Source organism: Hymenobacter arizonensis, assembly GCF_900115775.1.
In the GTDB taxonomy this organism is placed as follows: Bacteria; Bacteroidota; Bacteroidia; order Cytophagales; family Hymenobacteraceae; genus Hymenobacter; species Hymenobacter arizonensis.
In genome coordinates, this window is record NZ_FOXS01000002.1 from 1 (window position 1) to 17,974 (window position 17,974).

A 17,974-nucleotide genomic window follows, 5' to 3' on the forward strand; every position below is an offset into this window, starting at 1 on the left:
GCCGGCGACATCGCCGCCGTGGGTGGCAGCGGCGGCTGGGCCGGCGACATCGCCGCCGTGGGTGGCAGCGGCGGCTGGGCCGGCGACATCGCCGCATAAGCCTCATCGTCCTACACCTGGTTTCGTGTATATCTTGCCTAACTGTTTCGGCAGTAGCCGTTCAGATACACCGCATGAAGCCAACTTTTTCAGGTAGTTTATTGCTCTTTGCTGCAATAGCCTTACTGCTTCAAGGCTGTTCAAGCCCGGAGGATAAGTCGAGCAGCATTCGGGTACGTTGGTCTCACGACCCTGAGACACTAAATGTGCTGCAGCCACCGAGCCAACCAGCTTTTGATGCAGCCAACCTTATTTATACTAGCCTGTTGCATAGCAACTTCTCAACCGAGAAGCTTGAGCCAGCTCTGGCGGAAGACTATCCGACAACCCAGTACATCGGCGACTCGCTGACCCGGCTTTCTTACCACATACGGTCGGTGGCGACCTGGGATGATGGCCGGCCGGTGCTGGCCACAGATGTGGACTTCACCCTGAAGCTGATGTTTTGTCCGGGCCTGCCGAACGAAACGGCTCAACTCGAATTTGACTTTATACGGGCCCTAATTCCGGACCCCAACGACCCACGCCACTTTACGCTGGAGTGCCGGGGACAGTCGTTGGAATACCCACAGTCCTCGGGCGAATTTTTTATCGTGCCAGAGGCTGCCGTCGACCCCAAAGGCCTCCTGCGGCGTTTTACGCTGGCCGAATTACAACGCCTGCCTCCCAACGCCCCGGCAGACTCGGCATTGGTAAGGGTGGCCCGGCAATACCAGGCTTTTGCCCCGGGTGCGCTGCCGGGTTGTGGCCCCTACCAGCTGTCTGCCTGGGAGAAAGACCGGTACCTGACCTTCCGCCGCAAAGAAAAATGGTGGGGAAGTAAGATTCAGCCGACGCCTTTCGTGCTGCAGGCCCGCCCCTCGCAGCTCGACTTCGTTATTATTCCGGATGCTTCCACGGCAAGTCTAGCCCTTCAGCGGGGCGACTTGGATGTATTTCCGCAAGTGCCCGCCCGTGAGTTTGCCCGCTTGCAAAATTCCTCCGCTGCTCGTGCCAAGCTGGCTTTTTATTCGGTGCCTTCGTACGATGTCGTAACGGCGGGGTTCAATACCCGCCGACCGGCCCTAGCCGACGCTCTAACGCGTAAGGCACTGGGACGCTGCTTCGACACGGCTGGTTTGATTAAAGCTACCCAACTCGGAGCTGGCCAGCAAACGGTCGGCATCATCAGCCCCCTCGACCGGGCCAACTACAACGACAGCCTTGCCCCTCTGCCATTCGACCTGACTGCCGCCGCCGCCATGTTGCGCCAGGCCGGTTGGCGCCGCGAGAGCACAGCCGATGACGCGGGTTTGGTTCGGACTAAGGCGCAAGGGGAACTTCAGCGGCTTCGCTTGGTGGTGCGCTACCGTGCCGAAGAGTCGACTTTTGCCACTGCCGCGCTGCAGTTTCAGGCGGCGGCGGCGAGCATCGGCGTGGCCGTGTCGCTATTGCCAACGGAGGCAGGGTCCTTCGCGGCAACCTTGAAATCGGGCGACTTCGACATGTACGTGCGCACCCTGAAAGGCAACCCGTTCATGTTCAATTACGTGCCGCTGTATCACTCCCGGGCCCTGGGCCAGAGCAATGTCACCGGCTTCAGCACACCAGCAAGCGACCGCCTCATTGATGCAATTACGCGCGCCAGAACCCCCAAGCGCAAGTCTCAGCTACTGCGGCGTTTCCAGACAATGCTCCAGACTGAAGCCCCAATCATCCCGCTATTCTTCCTCCCGACCCGCGTGGCGGCCAACCGCAACTTAACTGGCTTGCACGTCAACAGCCTGAAACCAGGCTTTGCCATTACCACTGTGGAGCGCTCGGCCGTGCCCAGCCCAACTACTACCCCCTAACGAATGGCGTGGTCGTTACTCTGGCGCTTCTCTCGGACGCTGCTCGCCGTGTGGGCCCTGGCCTCGGTGGTCTTTCTCCTAAGCCACCACGACACTGATACCGCCGCACAGTTTGCTTTGTCCGATTCGTCGGAGTTTGTTGGCTCAGGCAGCTCTTCTGATTCCGCAAAATACCAGGCAGCGCAATCGGCCGTCCTCCATCGTCTGGGTCTCGACCTGCCCTTGTTTTATGTAGGCCGTATAACGTTTTCCCCCTCCGGCGCTAGTCAGTGGCAATGGCATGGCTTCGCCAATCAATACCACCGCTGGCTTACCGGCGTGCTGAAAGGCGACCTGGGCACCTCCTTTCGCACGGGCCAAACCGTGAGTGCCCGCCTGCTTCAGGCGCTTGCTTACACATTGCCGCTCACCGGCACGGCGGCCATGTTGTCCGTTCTCGCGGCTCTTGGGTTGGCGCAGCGCCTAGCGGCGGGCCCTTGGTGGCAGCGCCCTGTACGCACCTTGTTGGTGAGCTTGCACGCGCTACCGCTTTTTGTAGTAGCGCTATTACTGCTACTGCTTTTTGCCAACCCCGAGGTTTTTGCCTGGTTTCCAACGTATGGACTGGACCAGCCCACTACCCTAACGGCGAGCCCCTGGGCCCGCACCGCCACCTACGTGCTGCACATGGTGCTGCCCATTACGGCTTTAATCCTCACAGCACTGCCAGACCTCACCCTCCAGCTCACCGCTTCCCTAACGCACGAGTTGGGCTCCGACTACGCCGCTACTGCCCGCGCCAAGGGCTTATCCGGCAGCGCCGTGATTCGGCACCACGCCCTGCGCAACGCTCTGCTGCCCACCCTCACCCAAATTGCCGAGCTACTGCCCGCATTGGTCGCGGGGGCATTGGTGGTGGAGGTGGTATTTGCGCTTCCCGGCATGGGCCGCTTGCTTGCGGAGGCTGCGGCAAGTCGCGACTACCCGGTGCTGGTGGGGGGCGTGCTGCTAACGGGGGCGGCCCGCCTGCTGGCCCTCTTGCTCGCCGACCTCCTTTACCTCTGGGCCGACCCCCGCATCCGTTGGCAGCCTTGACCCGCACATTCGGCTCGTGGCCCCGGAAACTGGCCGTTGGGTGGCTGACGCTGGTGGTGCTTACAGCATTGCTTGCCAGCGTGCTGCCCCTGCCCTACTCGCCGGGCGTGCCCGATTTGCTGAACGCTTCCGAGCCGCCCTTCACTTCGGGTTCACACTGGTTGGGCACCGACCCCCAGGGGCGCGACGTCTTGAGCCTGCTCGTCTTTGGAGCCCGCACTGCCGTGCTACTCACCTTGCCCGCCGCGCTTTTTTCGGCAATAGTGGGAGGCGTGCTGGGTGGAGCTGCAGGGTTTTGTGGCAACCGTGCCCGGGTTGCGTTTCCCTACTGGCTGCTGGCTGTGGGGGTTATGTGGTGGGCTTTGCAGCTGCCCCTGCCCATGCTGGGAGTGGCGGTGGCAGCCCTTGGCGCTGGTTTGGCAGCTGCTGCTCAGCTACGCGAGAACACGTTGGCTGCCTGGCCGGTCCCCATTAACGCCCTGGTGATGGGAGCCGCTACCACGCTCGATACTATTCCCCGGCTGGTGCTGGTGGTGGCCATTGCGGCGGGCACCGGGTTGTCAACCACCGGCTTACTGGCGCTTTTCACGCTTACGACCTGGCCGCATGCGGCCCGCTTAGTACGTGCTCAAATGCTGCGCGTGCGAACCCTGCCCTTTATAGAAGCAGCCCGGGCAGCCGGCGTAACAGAATATAGAATTTGGCTGCAACACGCTATGCCACATGCCCTCCAGCCCCTGCGAACGGCCTTTCCGCTGAGCGTAGCGGGCCTGTTAGGATTGGAGAGCACGTTGTCGTTTTTGGGCATTGGCTTGCCCCCAAACGTAGCCAGCTGGGGCCGGCTGATGGCCACAGTTCGCGTCGCTCCAGATGCTTGGTGGAGCTTTATTTTTCCGTCTATCATGTTGATATTAAGCATTATAAGCTTGTCATCATTAAGCAAAAAGCAGTAGATATATTGCGTGTTCAATCGCTGCTGCTGTAGGATAACGGCAAGCAAAAAATGACTGGAATTGACTACTTCATTTCAGCAACACCAATGTCGCAAATTGCTATTTTTTGCGAGTGTTTCGGACCTAAACCGACTCAACCTACACTTGCGTCAATTATTTGTCTATCAGTATTATAAATCAATTATAAAATAAAAGTCCTTCTTAACCATTGGTTAATTTTGGATATTCCATTGTGATTTTCTATCCCCGAAATCGGATTTTGAATGTCTCACTGAGAAGCAGAGTGTCCTTTTTTTAGGCAATATGCAGCCCTAACATTGTATTGACTTAGGGCGATTCCACTCGTTCGTGTCGACCTACACCGCCCTCCTCTACCAAGAATCTATGTATCTACTTATTTACCCCTCTTTAGCTGCTCCCCGCCGCTCAAAAGCACCAAGTCGTCCGGCACGGCCAGCAGCCATCGCCACCGACTTTGTTACCCCTGATGGCATGGTTGTTCCGCGGGCCCTGGGCGAAGCTGCTTTGCTAGGCCGCACTGCCGTGCTGGTAGGAGGCCTTTTGGTAGGCATCTGGCCTCCTGCTTAAGTCGCTTTCTGTTTGGCGTTTGGCCAATTTCAACCCCTAATCTACCCCCTCTGCTCTAATTCTACCGTCTACCCAACGCACCTGTCTATTGCTCACCGTCTACCCCGGTTGAGCTTAAACCCGCCGTCTACCCCGGTGGGTTTTTTTTTAGCCCACCGGGTCGATGCTTTGACTGCTTACAATGCCAATGCCTTCGGCAAAGGAATGCGGCTGGTAGCCCAGGTCGCGCCGGGCTTTATCGATGACAAACCCGGTGCGGGCCGGACGGCGGGCGGGCTGCGAAAAGGTGCTGGCGGTAACCCGTTCAATCAGGCCTTTGTCCAGACCAAAGTGGTCGGCTACGCGCAAGGCCATGGCATAGGGCGTTAGCATCTCGTCGCTGCTAAGGTGGTAGATGCCTTGTGCGCTGTGGCGGGCCAGCAGCCAGCAGCCCTGGGCCAGGTCCTCGGCCAGGGTGGGCGTACGCCACTGGTCGTCCACTACTTTAATGGGCTTGCCGGCGCGCAAGGAATCGCGCACCCACACTACAATATTGGTGCGGCCGTATTCGTGAGCCACCCCATACACCAACACGGTGCGGGCAATGGCCCAGCGGCCGGCGCTGGCTTGCACCAGGCGCTCAGCGGCGACTTTGCTCTGGCCATAAAAATTAATGGGGTCCGGCTCATCTTCTTCCACCAGGGGGCCGGCCTCCCCACTAAAAACAAAGTCGGTGCTTAGGTGAGTGAGGTGAATGTTCTGCTCGGCGCAGGCCGCGACAAGGTGTTCTACCGCAGTTACGTTGTGGAGCCAGCACGCCTGTTGGTTTAGCTCGCATTCGTCCACATTTGTCATGGCTGCAGTGTGGATAACGTGGCTCGGCCTCTCCTGCGCCAGCACCTGCCGCACCTGCGCCGCATCGGACACATCGAGGGCTACAAAAGGAAGGTCGGGGTAAAGGCCGGCCAGTTTGTTGGCCCCGCGGGAAGTCGCTACCACGGCTACTTCTGCTTGTAGGCGAAGCAGCGCCACTAGTTTCTGGCCCAGCAGGCCGTTGGAACCCGTTATTAAGATTTTCATAACCAACCCAAAAGCAAAGGAACGGACCCGGACAGCTGCCTACGCAGCAACTTGTCGGGCCCGCTCCTTTTGTTTCATATTAATACGTGTAGCCGTAGAGCTTGGCAATTTTCTTGCGATTCAACTTCTGCGTCTTCATGGTCATTTTGATGTCGGCAATTGGGTGGTCGCGCTCGTTGCGGGGCAAGTTGGCAATCTTGTCGATGACGTCGAGGCCCTGAATTGTTTGCCCAAACACCGTGTACTGCCCATCCAGAAAGTGAGTACCGGTGCGGTTTTGAACCAGGTAAAACTGCGAAATGCTGCTGGCACGCTGCGGGTTGGCAAAATCGCCTTGGCGGGCGGCGGCCAGGGCGCCGTAGTTGTGCTGGTGGCCGGCGGCAAACTCGGCCGGGATGGTGCCTTCGTTGGCTTGGCCCAGGCCATCGTTGCTGGGGTCGGCATCTTTCGAGTTGCTGTCGCCGCCCTGAATCATGAAGTTGGGGATGACGCGATGAAACGAGGTACCGTCGTAAAAGCCACTCTTGGCTTTCTGCAGAAAGTTGGCCTTGTGCAGAGGCGTGTCATCAAAAAGGATAAGCCGAATAACGCCCTGCGTCGTGGTGATGGTGACGACTTCGTCCCGGGTTTTTCTTTTCGCCGGTTTGGCAGGTTTTTCGGCAGCGAAAACGGGGCCAGCTACCCACAACAAGGCCAGCAGTAGCAACCCCAGGCGATGAATATTGGACATGATTAGAAGCAAATAGTAAGATGAAACTGCCTGCAAAATTACAGCCACCCGAATTCAACGCTAGGCCAGTGACTCGCCATGAGCCCCTGCTTTACCCGCGGTGCTCCCGGATGCTTGCCAGAATTTCGCGCCCCCCGCGGGCCAGCACCGAGTCGGCCACGGCCACGCCCAGTCCGCGCGCACCCGCCGCTTCGGCGTGCTGAATTTCCTCTACGTACTCCTCGCCGCTCAAGCTGATGAGCCCGCCATGCAGGCGTAGTAGGCCTTCGGCATCGAGCGTGGCCAGAGCAAACGAAGGAATGCTGCAGCCGCCTTCCATGGTATGCAGGAAAGCGCGCTCGGCCAGCAGGCAGGTGTGCGTGGCGGGATGGTCGAGGGCCGTCTTGAGCTGGACCTTCAGGTCTTCGTCTAGGTCGGCGGCGCACTCGATGGCGATGCTGCCCTGCCCCGTGGCGGGCACAAACTGATGGGCAGGCAGCACGTGGCGCACGAGGTGGTCATAGCCCATGCGGTGCACACCGGCATAAGCCAGCACCAGCGCATCAAACTGGCCTTCTTCCAGCTTGCGAAGCCGCGTTTGTAGGTTGCCGCGGGCCTCGGCCGTGGTCGCGTTTGGGTAGAATCGGCGCAACTGCGCCTTGCGGCGGGTGCTACTGGTGCCCAGCACAATGCCCGGCTTATCGAGCGAAAACTGCTCATTGAAGCTCAGCACCACGTCGTTTACCTGCTCGCGTTCCAGGAAAGCCAGCAGTTCCAAGTCGCTTGGGATGCTACTTTGGACGTCCTTAGCTGAGTGCACAGCTAAGTGCGTTTCGCGCCGCCGCAGGCTTTCTTCCAGCTCTTCGGTAAAAACGCCTTTCGAGCCAATTTTGGCCAGGGAACGGTCCTGCACGGCGTCGCCGGTGGTCTGCATAGGCACGATTTCGGTAGCAAAGCCGGCGTTGTTTAGCAGGTGGGCCACGTGCTCGGTTTGCCAAAGGGCAAGGCGGCTGGCACGGGTAGCCAGGCGAATGGGAAAGCTCATGTAATAGGTTCTATTATAACAGTTGAAGCTCTGGCCGTTTTAGGCCTGCGCCAAGCGCAGTTGGCTGCCCAGGCGCAGCGAGCTGTCGACAAACACCATGCGCGGGTTGGCGTTGCGCTCGATGTGGTAGTGGGCATCGGTCAGCTCTTTGGTGAGCAGGTCGGCGTTGCGCGGCGTCACAAACTTGGCAAAGCCAATAACGAATTGTTGTTCGCTGCCGGCTAAGTGCGGCACAAATTTCGGGTCGATGCCAAATAGCAACACCTTGCGAACCAGCCCCAACGAGTAAGCCAGCAGCTCCTTTTGGTTTTCACGGCCCAGCTTCTGAAATTCTTCACTTTTCTTCAAAATGTCCCCCGCCTTGCTACCATAGTTGAAGCACATACGCATCCAGTCCCGAAAGAATTCGAAGTAATCGTTATCAGCGTTGGAGTCGCGGCTTGCCAGGGCGGCCCCGAGGCTGCCGTCGGCCAGTTGAGCTACCTGCCGGGCTTTGGCCTCGGGCACGTGGTGCTGGGTGTGGAGGTAGTTGGTGATGTCGTCTTCCGAAAACGGGCGCACCACCACCGGCTGCACCCGGCTGATGATGGTGGGCAGCAGCTGTTCGGGCGCGTTCGCCACAAGCAGAAAAATGGTGGCGGGCGGCGGCTCCTCCAGCAGCTTGAGCACGGCGTTGGCAGCGGCGGGATGCATGAGTTCGGGCAGCCAGAGAATGACGATTTTGAAGCGCGCCTCAAAGGCCTTCAGCGACACCAGCTTGAGGATTTGCACGGCCTCTTCTTTGGAGATGTTGCCCTGCTTGTTTTCGGCCCCAATGTGCTGCATCCAGTCGTTGAGGCCCTGATAGGGGTTGTCGAGCACGAAGCTGCGCCACTCGGCCATGAACTTGCTGCTCACCGCGTCCTTGGTCACCGTTTTGGTGGTGGTCACGGGCACAATGAAGTTTAGGTCGGGATGGGCCAGCTTGGCGGTTTTGGTGCAGGCGGGGCAATGGCCACAGCTGTCCTCAGCCTCCGGCGTGCGCGCTTCGCAGTTTAGGTACTGGGCGTAGGCCAGCGCCAAGGCCAGCGCCGCGCCACCCTCGCTGCCCCGGAATAGCTGGGCGTGCGCCACGTGCTGCCGCTGCACCGATTGGCGCAGCAGTTGCTTGACAGGGGCCTGGTTGGGGATTTCAGAAAAACGCATTATTCGGCTAATAGGTCTAAGCGCCAAGTTTTATCAGGGCGGATTACCTGCCAATCCCAATAAGCCCCGAAAAACTCATCGTGCAGAAACTCCCGGTGCTCATCATAAGCCGGCTTATCTACCAGTACGACTTCGCTCCATTGTCCTTGCTTAGGGTCCGTGGTGCCGTCAATGAGATTCAACAAGTCAAAAACAACGTTCGCAGCACAATCAGCCAACACTTTACGCAGAGCCAATTTCATGGCCGTATTGCCTTGAAGCAGTTTGAGTGCCTGTATTTCTTCAGCAGTAAATCCGCCATTAGGAGGATAAACCATTTCAGGGTCCCGGCCCTCTTCCAGAGCTTCCGCACAGCCCGTAGCATATTCCTCAACAGATTGATTGGCTGCTATAAGTAAAGTGTGTCGGTTGGCTTCTGAGAGGTGCATCGTTTCCTTTATTTACCCTTATCCCAGATTCTATCCCCGGCCGTGGCCTCAAATACCGCCTGCATAATACCCTGCTCCACCTCATTATAAGGCAGCGCCCGTCGGGCCATCACTCGCTCGGCTACTTCCGCTACTTTGGGCAGCTTAAAAGTCTCGAAGCCCGCGGCGCCGCCCCAACTGAAGCTCGGAATGAAGGTGCGCGGAAAGCCCGCCCCGAAAATATTAGCGCCCACGCCCACCACCGTGCCGGTGTTAAACATGGTGTTGATACCGCACTTGCTGTGGTCACCCATCATCAGGCCGCAGAAGGTTTGGCCGGTATCGACGAAGCGGCCGGCTACGTGGCTCCAGATTTTGACGGGCGCGTAGTTGTTTTTGAGGTTGGAAGTGTTGGTATCGGCCCCCAGGTTGCACCACTCGCCAATGACGGAGTTGCCCAGGTAGCCGTCGTGGCCTTTGTTGGAATAGCCCAGCAGGATGCTGTTGCCCACTTCGCCGCCCACTTTGGAGTGCGGGCCCACCGTGTTGTCGCCGCGCATTTTGGCGCCGGCGTTGATGTGCGAACCTTCGCACAAAGCCAGCGGACCTTTGATAATGGCGCCCTCGTGCACCTGCGAGTTCTTGCCCAGGTAAATGGGACCGTCTTCGGCGTTGAGAATGGCAGCCCGGATTTTCACTCCTTCTTCGATGAAAATGTTCTCGGCCCCATACACAATGGTGTGGGGGTCATTCACGGGCTGCGAGGTACGGCCTTTGGTGAGCAAGGCAAAATCGCGCCGGATTTCACTTCCATTAAATAGGAAGAGCTGCCAGGGACGCTTGATGACAAGAACCGGCTCGGCTACTTGCTGGGTTTCGGGCAGGCCATCTTGGATGAGCTCGGCCACCAGAGATGCATCGGCCACGTGGGCAGCTACCAGCAAATCGTCGGAATACAGGGCCTGGCCGGGCTGCAGGGCCTGCACTTGGCGCGTGAGCAGCTCATCGGGACACACGGCGCCGTTGATGATGAGGGCCGGGCCGCTCACGTCGCCGGCCGGGAACTTGGCTTGCAGGTAAGGCTGCGTGAGGTAGCCTACCGATGCTACCCCCAGCCGGTGCTGCCACTTCTCGGCTAGCGTTAGGATGCCGCAGCGCAAGGCCGCCACGGGCCGCGTGAAGGTGAAAGGCAGCAGGTGCGGCCGAATGGCGGGGTCATCAAAAAGCAGAACGTGCATGGTTTTTTAGCTATCGGCTAATAGCTGCTAGCTGTTAGCTTTTTCGTTAGAGCAACACAAATCTACGGCCGGCAGCTTGGCTGCCCGGCACAAAAAAAACTCCTTCCGGGCACACCGAAAGGAGTTCTTAAAAAGCTAATAACTGACAGCCAATGGCTAACAGCTAATTAACCAGCTATTCTTTGTTGGCGCTGTTCTGCTCTTTCTTGGCGTAACGGCTGCGGAATTTCTCCACACGGCCGGCCGTGTCAATGAACATGTTTTTGCCGGTGTAGAAGGGGTGCGAAGCACTGCTTACTTCGATCTTCACCAGCGGATAAGTTTTGCCGTCTTCCATGGTGATGGTGTCGGTCGGCTTCATCGTGGAGCGGGTGATGAACTTAAAATCCGAGGAAGTGTCTTGGAACACGACTTCCTGATACTCGGGATGCGTCTCTTTTTTCATATCGGGGGCCAGTTTTACCAGTTGAACCCTGCCGATTTTGCGGAAGGGACTGCAAAAGTACGGCTTAGCTCCTAAATACCCAACTCTGCCCCCAATATTTTCCATGCCTCGCGCCTCGCGAGTGCGTGCGGATGAGGTTGTTGCCTTTTTAAACAGGTCTCCGTCATACTGAGCTTGCTAAGCATCTTTTATACCTGAACCGTTCGTTCGAACATGATAGGATGCTTCGCATGCTCAGCATGACCGACAACTAGCAGACGCAGCGAAGGCAACGCTTATCCACGCAGACCTTCACTTCGACGAGCTCAGCAGAATTGCTGCTAGCCGCTTCCTTTGCAACGGCCTTACCGCTCCCCCACTGACACCTACTATATATGTCCCAACTTTGCTTTGCCTCCAATAATGAGCACAAGCTCGAAGAAATTCGGCCGCTCCTTCCCGCTGGCCTCACGTTGCTGAGCCTGGCCGACATCGGCTGCCAGGAAGAACTGCCCGAAACCCAGGACACCCTTTCGGGCAACGCCCGCCAAAAAGCCGAATACGTGCGCGAGCACTACGGCGTGGATTGCTTTGCCGACGACACCGGCCTGGAAGTAACCGCCCTCAACGGCGAGCCGGGCGTGTACTCGGCCCGCTACGCCGGCCCCCAGCGGCTGGCGGCCGACAACACAGCCAAGCTCCTCCAGGAGCTGCGCGGCGCTACCGACCGCTCGGCCCGGTTCCGGACGGTGGTGGCCCTAGCCCGCGCCGATGGCTCGGTGCAGGAATTTGCCGGGGAAGTAATGGGCCACATCACCGAGGAGCCGCGGGGCACGGGCGGCTTCGGCTACGACCCCGTGTTTGTGCCCGCCGAGGGCGACGGCCGCACGTTTGCCGAAATGAGCGGCGCCGAGAAAAACCGCATCAGCCACCGGGCGCGGGCTGTGGCTGGGCTGCTGGCTTTTTTGAATGCCGAATAAGGAAATGAGACAGAAGGGGTTTCGGCGGCCCTAATTAATTCTTCAGGCCTCGGTTCTCCTACCTCATTCCGCCAAGCGTTATCTTTGCCAGCTATGCAAACCCCTTATCTTATTGGCATCACCGGCGGCAGTGCTTCTGGCAAAACCACGTTTCTGCGCCGGCTATTGGCGGCCTTTCCCGAAGACCAGATTTGCCTCATTTCGCAGGACAACTATTATCACCCCCGCGAAAAGCAGACGCGCGACGATAAGGGCATCGAAAATTTTGACCTGCCCGCCAGCATCGACGCGGCCGCTTACGCCGCCGATGTGCTGCGCATCAGCCAAGGCCACGAAGTGCGCCGCACAGAATACACGTTCAATAACGCGGCCGCTACGCCCAAGGAATTAGTGTTCCGCCCCGCCCCCATTGTGGTGGTAGAAGGCATTTTCGTGTTTCACTTCGAAGAAATCGCCAAACTGCTCGACCTCAAGGTGTACATCGACGCTCAGGAGCACGTGAAGCTGCACCGCCGCATCATCCGCGACCGCGACGAGCGGGGCTATGACCTGGCCGATGTACTCTATCGCTACACCCACCACGTAGCGCCTACTTATGAGCAGTTCATTGCCCCGTACAAGCACTACGCCGACATCGTTATTCCCAACAATCGGCACTTCGAGAAGGGGCTGGAGGTACTGGTGGGCTTCCTGCAGGGCAAGGTGGTGGCGGCCCAATAGCGCGCGACAGCGGCAGGAGCGGAACAATTTCCGAGGCCGGGTGCGTATCTTCAGTCTACTTCTAACTGCTTGAGTTATGCCTGCTGCTTATCAATTCGACGAGTTGCCCGTGCTCCATGGGTTATCCGAGGAGGACTTTTTCCGCCTCTGCCAGGACAACCCGCAACTGCGTCTGGAACGGGCCGCCAACCAAGACATCATCATCATGCCTCCCGCCCACCCCGACGCCAGCGAAGACGGGCTGGAAATAGCCTACCAGCTCAAGCATTGGGCCCGTACTTCCGCCCAACCGGGTCACACCTACGAGTCGTCGGCCGGGTTCCGGCTGCCCGATGGCTCGGTGCGCGCACCAGACGTGGCGTGGTTGAGCAGCGCCCGCCGCGCCACCGCCGACCAAGCCGCTGGCTTCCTGGCGGTGTGTCCGGAGTTTGTGGTAGAAGTGCTTTCGCCATCCGACCGCTTGGCCACCACACAGGTCAAAATGGAAGAATACATTGCCAACGGTGTGCAGCTTGGCTTTCTGTTGGATGTGGCGCAGGAAACCGCTTACATCTACCGCCCCGGCCAAGTGCCCGAAACGGTGCACAGCTACGAGCAGGAACTCAGCGGCGAGCCAGTCTTGCCGGGCTTCTCTCTTGACTTACGGCCCTTGCGCCGTCGCTAACCCGCCCGCGCCTTGTATAGCAAAGCAGAAGTAACGCAGCTCCGCCAGGCTTTCTGGACGGCTTTTGGGCAGTACATGGCCCCGGTCCCCTCGGCTGAGGGCGAGACCACCAATTGGATAAACTACAAGACCGGCGTCAAAAACCTATACTTCCGGATGCAGGCCGACAACCGCAAGGCCACCATTGCCATTGAGCTAAGCCACCCGGATGCGGGCATACGGGAGCTGTTTTTTGAGCAGTTTTTGGAGTTAAAAAGCCTATTGCACGAGACCTTGGGCGAGGAATGGACCTGGGAAGCCGATGCTACCGATGCCCAAGGCAGTCCGTTTAGCCGCATTTATGCCGAGCTGAGTCCGGTTAATCTTTTTAATAGGGACGACTGGCCGGCGCTGATTTCATTTTTTAAGCCCCGCATTATCGCCCTCGATGCCTTCTGGGCCGATGCCCAATACACGTTTGAAGCCCTCAAATAGCGCTCTCACAAGCTGCAACTGAGCGTAATGCCCGCCCTTGCCTTCATTCGCTTCAAAAGATTATCTTTGCAGTCCCCGTACATACCCATGCTGGACTTGCTCTCTCGTTTTTGGTTTTCGCTTCGCTTTGCCCTGCTCGCCATTACGGTGCTGCTGGTGCTGGGCCTGAACCAACGCGCCGTGAGCGTATTGCGGCTGCCCGTGGGCAAAGGCGAAACCCGCCTGGCCGCGCCGCCCAAGGCAACGGTGGTGAAACAAAAAGTATTGCTGGAAGCCACGACCATGCTGGACCACTTTGTGGCTCCTCCCATGGTGGCGTGGCTGCCTTCGGCCGTACCGGCCATGTGGCTCCCGGCCTTGCGCCGGGCCCTGGCGGTGCCGCGTCTGCACGCTGGCGTTCGGGCTGGCGAGGTTTTTCGGGCCCGGCTTTTGGCCGTGGCGCTGTCGCCGCAAGCCCCCTAAAGTCATTTATCATTTAACAGGCATCATTTAACACTCCAAGTGAGAGTGCTGAATAATGCCTGTTAAATGGCTTTTGCTTGACTTGATAAATGTTAATCGCTAAATGTTAAATGACTCAAAATGCGTAATAAAGGATTAATTATCGCCCTAACCGTCGTGGTGACGGCTCTGTGCGCTTACTTCCTCTTCTTCACCTACGTCTCGCGCGGGGTGCAGCAGAAAGCAGTGGCTTACGCCACCACCAACGGCAAACTCAACGAAACGGCCCGCCAGCACTACCTGGATTCGGTGTGGCGCGCGCCGGTGTTCGGCCCCTTCACTTACCGTGAAGTGCGTCAGAGCGAACTGGGCCTCGGCCTTGACTTGAAAGGCGGCATGCACGTAACGCTGGAGGTTTCGCCTGTGGAAATTGTGAAAGCCATGAGCAGCAACAGCAAAGACCCTGCGTTCAACAAGGCGCTCGAGCAAGCCCAGGAAGCCCAAAAAACTAATTCGGGCACGCCGTTTACCACACTCTTCGCACAGTCTTACCAAGCAGTTGCTCCCGGCAAGCCGTTGGCTACCATCTTCGCTAATACCACCAACAAGAGCCGTGGCCTCGACATCAACTCGTCGAACGACAAGGTGATTGCCGCCATCGACAAAGAAGTTGACGAAGCCATCGACCGCTCGTTCAACATCCTGCGCACTCGCGTCGACAAGTTCGGCGTGAACCAGCCCAGCATTCAGCGCGTGAAGGGCACCGGCCGCATTCAGATTGAGCTGCCCGGCGTCGACAACCCCGACCGTGTGCGCAAACTGCTACAAGGCCAAGCCAAACTGGAGTTCTGGGAAGTATGGAACCAGAACGAAGTTGGTCCTTTCCTCGTGCAGCTCGACCAGCAGCTTTCGGCTAAAGAAGCCGCTGCAAAAGCCGGCGCTAAGCCTGCCACTGCTAGCGCTACTCCTACCACCGCCGCCGCTGGCGACACTACCTCCCTGGCTGCCCAGCTCGCCAAGAAAACCAAAGATGCCGCTGCTGACTCGGCTGCCACGTCGGCTAAAGGTGGCCTGCTGGCCCGCCTATTCACCATGCCCGGCCGCCTGGGCGTGAACCTGCGCGACACCGCTCGCATGAACGCCATCCTGCGCTCGCCCGAAGCCAAAGCCGTACTGCCTCCTACCCTGTCCCTGCTCTGGAACCTGAAGCCGACCACCATCGACAAGCAGGAATACCTGGAGCTGGTGCCCGTGCGCAAAACCCGCGACGGCGTGCCTCCCCTGAGCGGCGAAGTTATTAGCGACGCGCGCTCCGACATTGGCCAGAACGGCCAGCCCGAAGTATTGATGAACATGACCCCCGCAGGCTCGCGCAAATGGGCTAAAATGACCGGCGCCAACATTGGCCGTCAGGTGGCCATGGTGCTCGACGACTACGTGTGCTCGGCCCCGGTAGTGCAGAGCGAGATTACGGGCGGCGGCACCAGCATCACGGGCAGCTTCGCCATCGAAGACACCCAGGATTTGGCCAACCAGCTGAAAGCTGGTAAACTGCCCGCGCCTACCCGCATTGTGGAAGAAGCCATTGTAGGCCCTTCGCTCGGTAAAGAAGCCATCAACCAGGGCCTGTACTCGTCGCTGGCTGGCTTGATTATCATCATGGTGTTCATGGCCGCCTACTACGGCCGCGCTGGCTTGGTAGCCGACGTATCGCTGCTCTTCAACATGTTCCTGATTCTGGGTGTGCTGGCGCAGTTTGGCACGGCCCTCACGCTGCCCGGCATCGCCGGTCTGATTCTGGTAATTGCTTCGGCCATCGACGCCAACGTGTTGATTTTCGAGCGTATTCGCGAAGAGCTGGCTCACGGCTACACCGTGCCAGATGCCATCAACAAAGGCTATTCGCGCGCTTTCTCGGCCATTTTCGACTCGAACGTAACTACCATGCTGATTGCCGTTATCCTCGGCTTCTTCGGCACGGGTCCGGTGCAAAGCTTCGCCGTAACCCTCGGTATTGGCGTACTGACTTCGTTCCTGTCGGCTGTGTTCGTATCGCGCCTCATCATCGAGTGGATGGTGAAAGGCAAAGAAGACCACAGCCTGACCTTCAGCACCTTCCTCTCGCGCAACCTATTCAAAAATCTGAACTTTGACATCGTGGGCAAGCGCAAAATTGCCTATGCTTTCTCGGCAACGATTATTGTCATCGGCTTTGTTCTGATGGCCATTCAGGGCGGCCCCAACCTGGGCGTCGATTTCCAGGGCGGCCGGGCTTATGTAATTGATTTCAACAAAACCATGGTGGCGTCCAACGTGGCCGACCAGCTGCGCCCTGCTTTCCAAGGCGCTGGCCTGGAAGTGAAGCAATTCGGCAGCCCTAGCCGCCTGCGCGTTACCACGGGCTACCTGGCCCAGGACGAAAGCACCACGGCTGACGCTACCGTGTTGACCGCCCTCAACCAAGGCCTGCAGAAATACAGCGCCGATGCCCCGGAAATCCGGTCGAGCACGAAAGTGGGCGCCACCATTGCCGACGACATCAAGCGTACCTCGGTGCTCTCGCTGGGCCTCACGCTGCTGGGCATCTTCATCTACGTGCTGTTCCGCTTCGATAAGTGGCAGTTCTCCATGGCAGCAGTTGTGGCGCTGTTCCACGATGCCCTGCTCGTTATCGCGGCCTTCCCCATTGCCCGCGCCTTCGGCGTGACGTATGAGATGGACCAGATTTTCGTGGCCGCCGTGCTCACAGTGCTGGGCTTCTCGATGAACGACACGGTGGTTATCTACGACCGCATCCGGGAATACCTGCGCGAGAATCCCAAGCTAACTTTCGCCCAAGTGGTGAACCCGGCCCTGAACTCGACCTTCTCGCGGACCATCATCACGTCATCAACCATCCTGATGGTGGTTATCGTGCTGTACATCTTTGGTGGCGAGACCCTGCGCTCGTTCTCGTTCTCGATGATTGTTGGTATGATTTTCGGCACGTACTCGTCGCTGTTCATCGCTACGCCGATTATCCTTGACACCTATGGCAAAAAAGAGGAGCGTGAGCGCCTCGCCGCTGGTGAGAACGTAACCAACGTAGCGGGCGACGCTCCCAAGCTGAGCTCGGCTTCGGTATAACGGAGTTTTACGCAGCGTTTGACTGCGGCAAAGCGCAACAAAAAAGGCAACCCAGTTGGGTTGCCTTTTTTGTTGTTGAGTAAACGGCAAAAGCCATTTAGCTCTGCTCGTTTCCAGCATAAACATTAAAAAACCCTGACTCTTTAGAGGGTCAGGGTTTTCTTTTGGACTATCTACTGAAGCTGTATCGTCTTGCGAATCCGACTTGTAACGGCTAGCGAGGACAACTGCTTAGCAACGCTGGTAATTACACCGTGATGCCTTCGGCAACTACGCTTTGCACTTCGGGCACCATGCGCTTCAGCAGGTTTTCGATACCCGACTTGAGGGTCACCGTAGCAGAAGGGCAGCCGGAGCACGAACCTTGCAGGTTCACGGTCACGATGCCTTCGTGGTAGCTTTTGAAGGTGATGTTGCCACCGTCCTGCTCCACGGCAGGGCGCACGTAGTTATCGAGCAGGTCGATTACTTTCTGGGCAATCTGGCCGTCTTGCTGAGTGGGGTCGCCGGCGGTAGCGGCTTGGGCGGCCTTTTGCTCGGCGGCAGGGTCAACCAGGAAGATGGGGCCACCGGCCTCTACGTAGCTTTTCAAGAACTGGCGCAGCTCGGGGATGAGCTGGGTCCAGGCCAGCTCGGGCTGGTTTTTGGTGACGGTTACAAAGTTCTGGGCAATGAAAACGCGGCCCACATAGTCGAACCCAAACAACTCCTGCGCCAAGGGCGAGTTGGTAGCGGCTTCGAGGTTGGGGTAATCCACGCTCACGCCGTCGGCCAGCAGATTAGCGTTCAGGACAAATTTCATGCTCTCCGGATTGGGAGAAGCTTCGGCATAAATAGAAACAGCAGACATGGCTTAGGGGCTTAAAATCGAAGGGGTGGTTGCAGGGTTTGCAACAGCTAATCTACAACCGCATTGGGGCGATAGAGGTTGCAAATGTACCTACATCGTTTGACTT

The 17,974-nt window shown here is 58.2% G+C and carries 18 protein-coding genes; 10 read left to right on the forward strand and 8 right to left on the reverse strand.

Annotation, left to right across the window (positions count from 1 at the left end):
- Nucleotides 1-365 precede the first annotated feature (365 nt).
- The 4 genes from BMZ66_RS06450 to BMZ66_RS25075 all read left to right on the forward strand — a co-directional run bounded on the left by BMZ66_RS06450 (nt 366) and on the right by BMZ66_RS25075 (nt 4,546).
- Nucleotides 366-1,931 (forward strand): ABC transporter substrate-binding protein, encoded by a 1,566-nt coding sequence (locus tag BMZ66_RS06450; protein WP_177204622.1) that lies wholly within the window; start codon nt 366-368, stop codon nt 1,929-1,931.
- Nucleotides 1,932-1,934: 3 nt separating this feature from the next.
- On the forward strand, nt 1,935-3,005 hold the full coding sequence (locus BMZ66_RS06455; RefSeq protein ID WP_092670330.1) for an ABC transporter permease: 1,071 nt from the start codon (nt 1,935-1,937) through the stop codon (nt 3,003-3,005).
- Complete coding sequence (locus tag BMZ66_RS06460; RefSeq protein ID WP_214606967.1) at nt 2,993-3,958, forward strand: ABC transporter permease; 966 nt, start codon at nt 2,993-2,995, stop codon at nt 3,956-3,958. Before BMZ66_RS06455 ends, BMZ66_RS06460 begins: the two co-directional genes overlap by 13 nt.
- 384 nt (nt 3,959-4,342) lie before the next feature.
- Nucleotides 4,343-4,546, forward strand: a complete 204-nt coding sequence (locus BMZ66_RS25075; protein ID WP_143080079.1) for a hypothetical protein — start codon at nt 4,343-4,345, stop codon at nt 4,544-4,546.
- A 147-nt stretch (nt 4,547-4,693) separates the two neighbouring features.
- Here BMZ66_RS25075 and BMZ66_RS06465 read toward each other — a convergent pair whose 3' ends face one another.
- From BMZ66_RS06465 to BMZ66_RS06495, 7 genes are all read right to left on the reverse strand, one after another.
- Nucleotides 4,694-5,605, reverse strand: a complete 912-nt coding sequence (locus BMZ66_RS06465) for an SDR family oxidoreductase (protein ID WP_092670334.1) — start codon at nt 5,603-5,605, stop codon at nt 4,694-4,696.
- 79 nt (nt 5,606-5,684) lie between these two features.
- Nucleotides 5,685-6,335, reverse strand: coding sequence for a peptidylprolyl isomerase (locus tag BMZ66_RS06470; protein ID WP_092670336.1), 651 nt, complete (start codon nt 6,333-6,335; stop codon nt 5,685-5,687).
- Nucleotides 6,336-6,426: 91 nt separating this feature from the next.
- Nucleotides 6,427-7,359, reverse strand: a complete 933-nt coding sequence (gene hemC / locus BMZ66_RS06475) for a hydroxymethylbilane synthase (protein WP_092670338.1) — start codon at nt 7,357-7,359, stop codon at nt 6,427-6,429.
- A 39-nt stretch (nt 7,360-7,398) separates the two neighbouring features.
- Nucleotides 7,399-8,544, reverse strand: a complete 1,146-nt coding sequence (locus BMZ66_RS06480) for a DNA polymerase III subunit (RefSeq protein ID WP_092670340.1) — start codon at nt 8,542-8,544, stop codon at nt 7,399-7,401.
- Nucleotides 8,544-8,972: a hypothetical protein gene (locus BMZ66_RS25080; protein ID WP_143080080.1), complete on the reverse strand. Its 429-nt coding sequence runs from the start codon at nt 8,970-8,972 to the stop codon at nt 8,544-8,546. Before BMZ66_RS25080 ends, BMZ66_RS06480 begins: the two co-directional genes overlap by 1 nt.
- A gap of 8 nt (nt 8,973-8,980) precedes the next feature.
- Complete coding sequence (locus BMZ66_RS06490; protein WP_092670344.1) at nt 8,981-10,189, reverse strand: GlmU family protein; 1,209 nt, start codon at nt 10,187-10,189, stop codon at nt 8,981-8,983.
- Between the two features lie 175 nt (nt 10,190-10,364).
- Nucleotides 10,365-10,634: a type B 50S ribosomal protein L31 gene (locus BMZ66_RS06495; RefSeq protein ID WP_068191230.1), complete on the reverse strand. Its 270-nt coding sequence runs from the start codon at nt 10,632-10,634 to the stop codon at nt 10,365-10,367.
- Nucleotides 10,635-11,008: 374 nt separating this feature from the next.
- Between BMZ66_RS06495 and rdgB the strand changes: the two genes are divergently transcribed.
- From rdgB to secDF, 6 genes are all read left to right on the forward strand, one after another.
- Nucleotides 11,009-11,593, forward strand: a complete 585-nt coding sequence (rdgB, locus tag BMZ66_RS06500) for an RdgB/HAM1 family non-canonical purine NTP pyrophosphatase (RefSeq protein ID WP_092670346.1) — start codon at nt 11,009-11,011, stop codon at nt 11,591-11,593.
- Between the two features lie 93 nt (nt 11,594-11,686).
- Nucleotides 11,687-12,313: a uridine kinase family protein gene (locus BMZ66_RS06505; protein ID WP_092670348.1), complete on the forward strand. Its 627-nt coding sequence runs from the start codon at nt 11,687-11,689 to the stop codon at nt 12,311-12,313.
- Nucleotides 12,314-12,389: 76 nt separating this feature from the next.
- On the forward strand, nt 12,390-12,977 hold the full coding sequence (locus BMZ66_RS06510; protein ID WP_092670350.1) for a Uma2 family endonuclease: 588 nt from the start codon (nt 12,390-12,392) through the stop codon (nt 12,975-12,977).
- Nucleotides 12,978-12,989: 12 nt separating this feature from the next.
- Nucleotides 12,990-13,451 (forward strand): DUF4268 domain-containing protein, encoded by a 462-nt coding sequence (locus BMZ66_RS06515; RefSeq protein WP_092670352.1) that lies wholly within the window; start codon nt 12,990-12,992, stop codon nt 13,449-13,451.
- An 87-nt stretch (nt 13,452-13,538) separates the two neighbouring features.
- Nucleotides 13,539-13,913, forward strand: coding sequence for a hypothetical protein (locus BMZ66_RS06520; RefSeq protein WP_092670354.1), 375 nt, complete (start codon nt 13,539-13,541; stop codon nt 13,911-13,913).
- Between the two features lie 120 nt (nt 13,914-14,033).
- A complete protein-coding gene (gene secDF, locus BMZ66_RS06525) occupies nt 14,034-17,018 on the forward strand; it encodes a protein translocase subunit SecDF (protein ID WP_092670356.1) in 2,985 nt (994 codons plus the stop codon).
- A 247-nt stretch (nt 17,019-17,265) separates the two neighbouring features.
- Here secDF and BMZ66_RS06530 read toward each other — a convergent pair whose 3' ends face one another.
- Nucleotides 17,266-17,868 (reverse strand): NifU family protein, encoded by a 603-nt coding sequence (locus BMZ66_RS06530; RefSeq protein ID WP_092670358.1) that lies wholly within the window; start codon nt 17,866-17,868, stop codon nt 17,266-17,268.
- Between the last annotated feature and the right edge of the window lie 106 nt (nt 17,869-17,974).

Coding starts and splice junctions, on each gene's coding strand:
- BMZ66_RS06455 (WP_092670330.1), top strand. CDS start 1,935: ATGGCGTGGTCGTTACTCTGGCGCTTCTCTCGGACGCTGCTCGCCGTG.
- BMZ66_RS25075 (WP_143080079.1), top strand. CDS start 4,343: ATGTATCTACTTATTTACCCCTCTTTAGCTGCTCCCCGCCGCTCAAAA.
- BMZ66_RS06465 (WP_092670334.1), bottom strand. CDS start 5,605: ATGAAAATCTTAATAACGGGTTCCAACGGCCTGCTGGGCCAGAAACTA.
- BMZ66_RS06470 (WP_092670336.1), bottom strand. CDS start 6,335: ATGTCCAATATTCATCGCCTGGGGTTGCTACTGCTGGCCTTGTTGTGG.
- hemC (WP_092670338.1), bottom strand. CDS start 7,359: ATGAGCTTTCCCATTCGCCTGGCTACCCGTGCCAGCCGCCTTGCCCTT.
- BMZ66_RS06480 (WP_092670340.1), bottom strand. CDS start 8,544: ATGCGTTTTTCTGAAATCCCCAACCAGGCCCCTGTCAAGCAACTGCTG.
- BMZ66_RS25080 (WP_143080080.1), bottom strand. CDS start 8,972: ATGCACCTCTCAGAAGCCAACCGACACACTTTACTTATAGCAGCCAAT.
- BMZ66_RS06490 (WP_092670344.1), bottom strand. CDS start 10,189: ATGCACGTTCTGCTTTTTGATGACCCCGCCATTCGGCCGCACCTGCTG.
- BMZ66_RS06495 (WP_068191230.1), bottom strand. CDS start 10,634: ATGAAAAAAGAGACGCATCCCGAGTATCAGGAAGTCGTGTTCCAAGAC.
- rdgB (WP_092670346.1), top strand. CDS start 11,009: ATGTCCCAACTTTGCTTTGCCTCCAATAATGAGCACAAGCTCGAAGAA.
- BMZ66_RS06505 (WP_092670348.1), top strand. CDS start 11,687: ATGCAAACCCCTTATCTTATTGGCATCACCGGCGGCAGTGCTTCTGGC.
- BMZ66_RS06510 (WP_092670350.1), top strand. CDS start 12,390: ATGCCTGCTGCTTATCAATTCGACGAGTTGCCCGTGCTCCATGGGTTA.
- BMZ66_RS06520 (WP_092670354.1), top strand. CDS start 13,539: ATGCTGGACTTGCTCTCTCGTTTTTGGTTTTCGCTTCGCTTTGCCCTG.
- secDF (WP_092670356.1), top strand. CDS start 14,034: ATGCGTAATAAAGGATTAATTATCGCCCTAACCGTCGTGGTGACGGCT.
- BMZ66_RS06530 (WP_092670358.1), bottom strand. CDS start 17,868: ATGTCTGCTGTTTCTATTTATGCCGAAGCTTCTCCCAATCCGGAGAGC.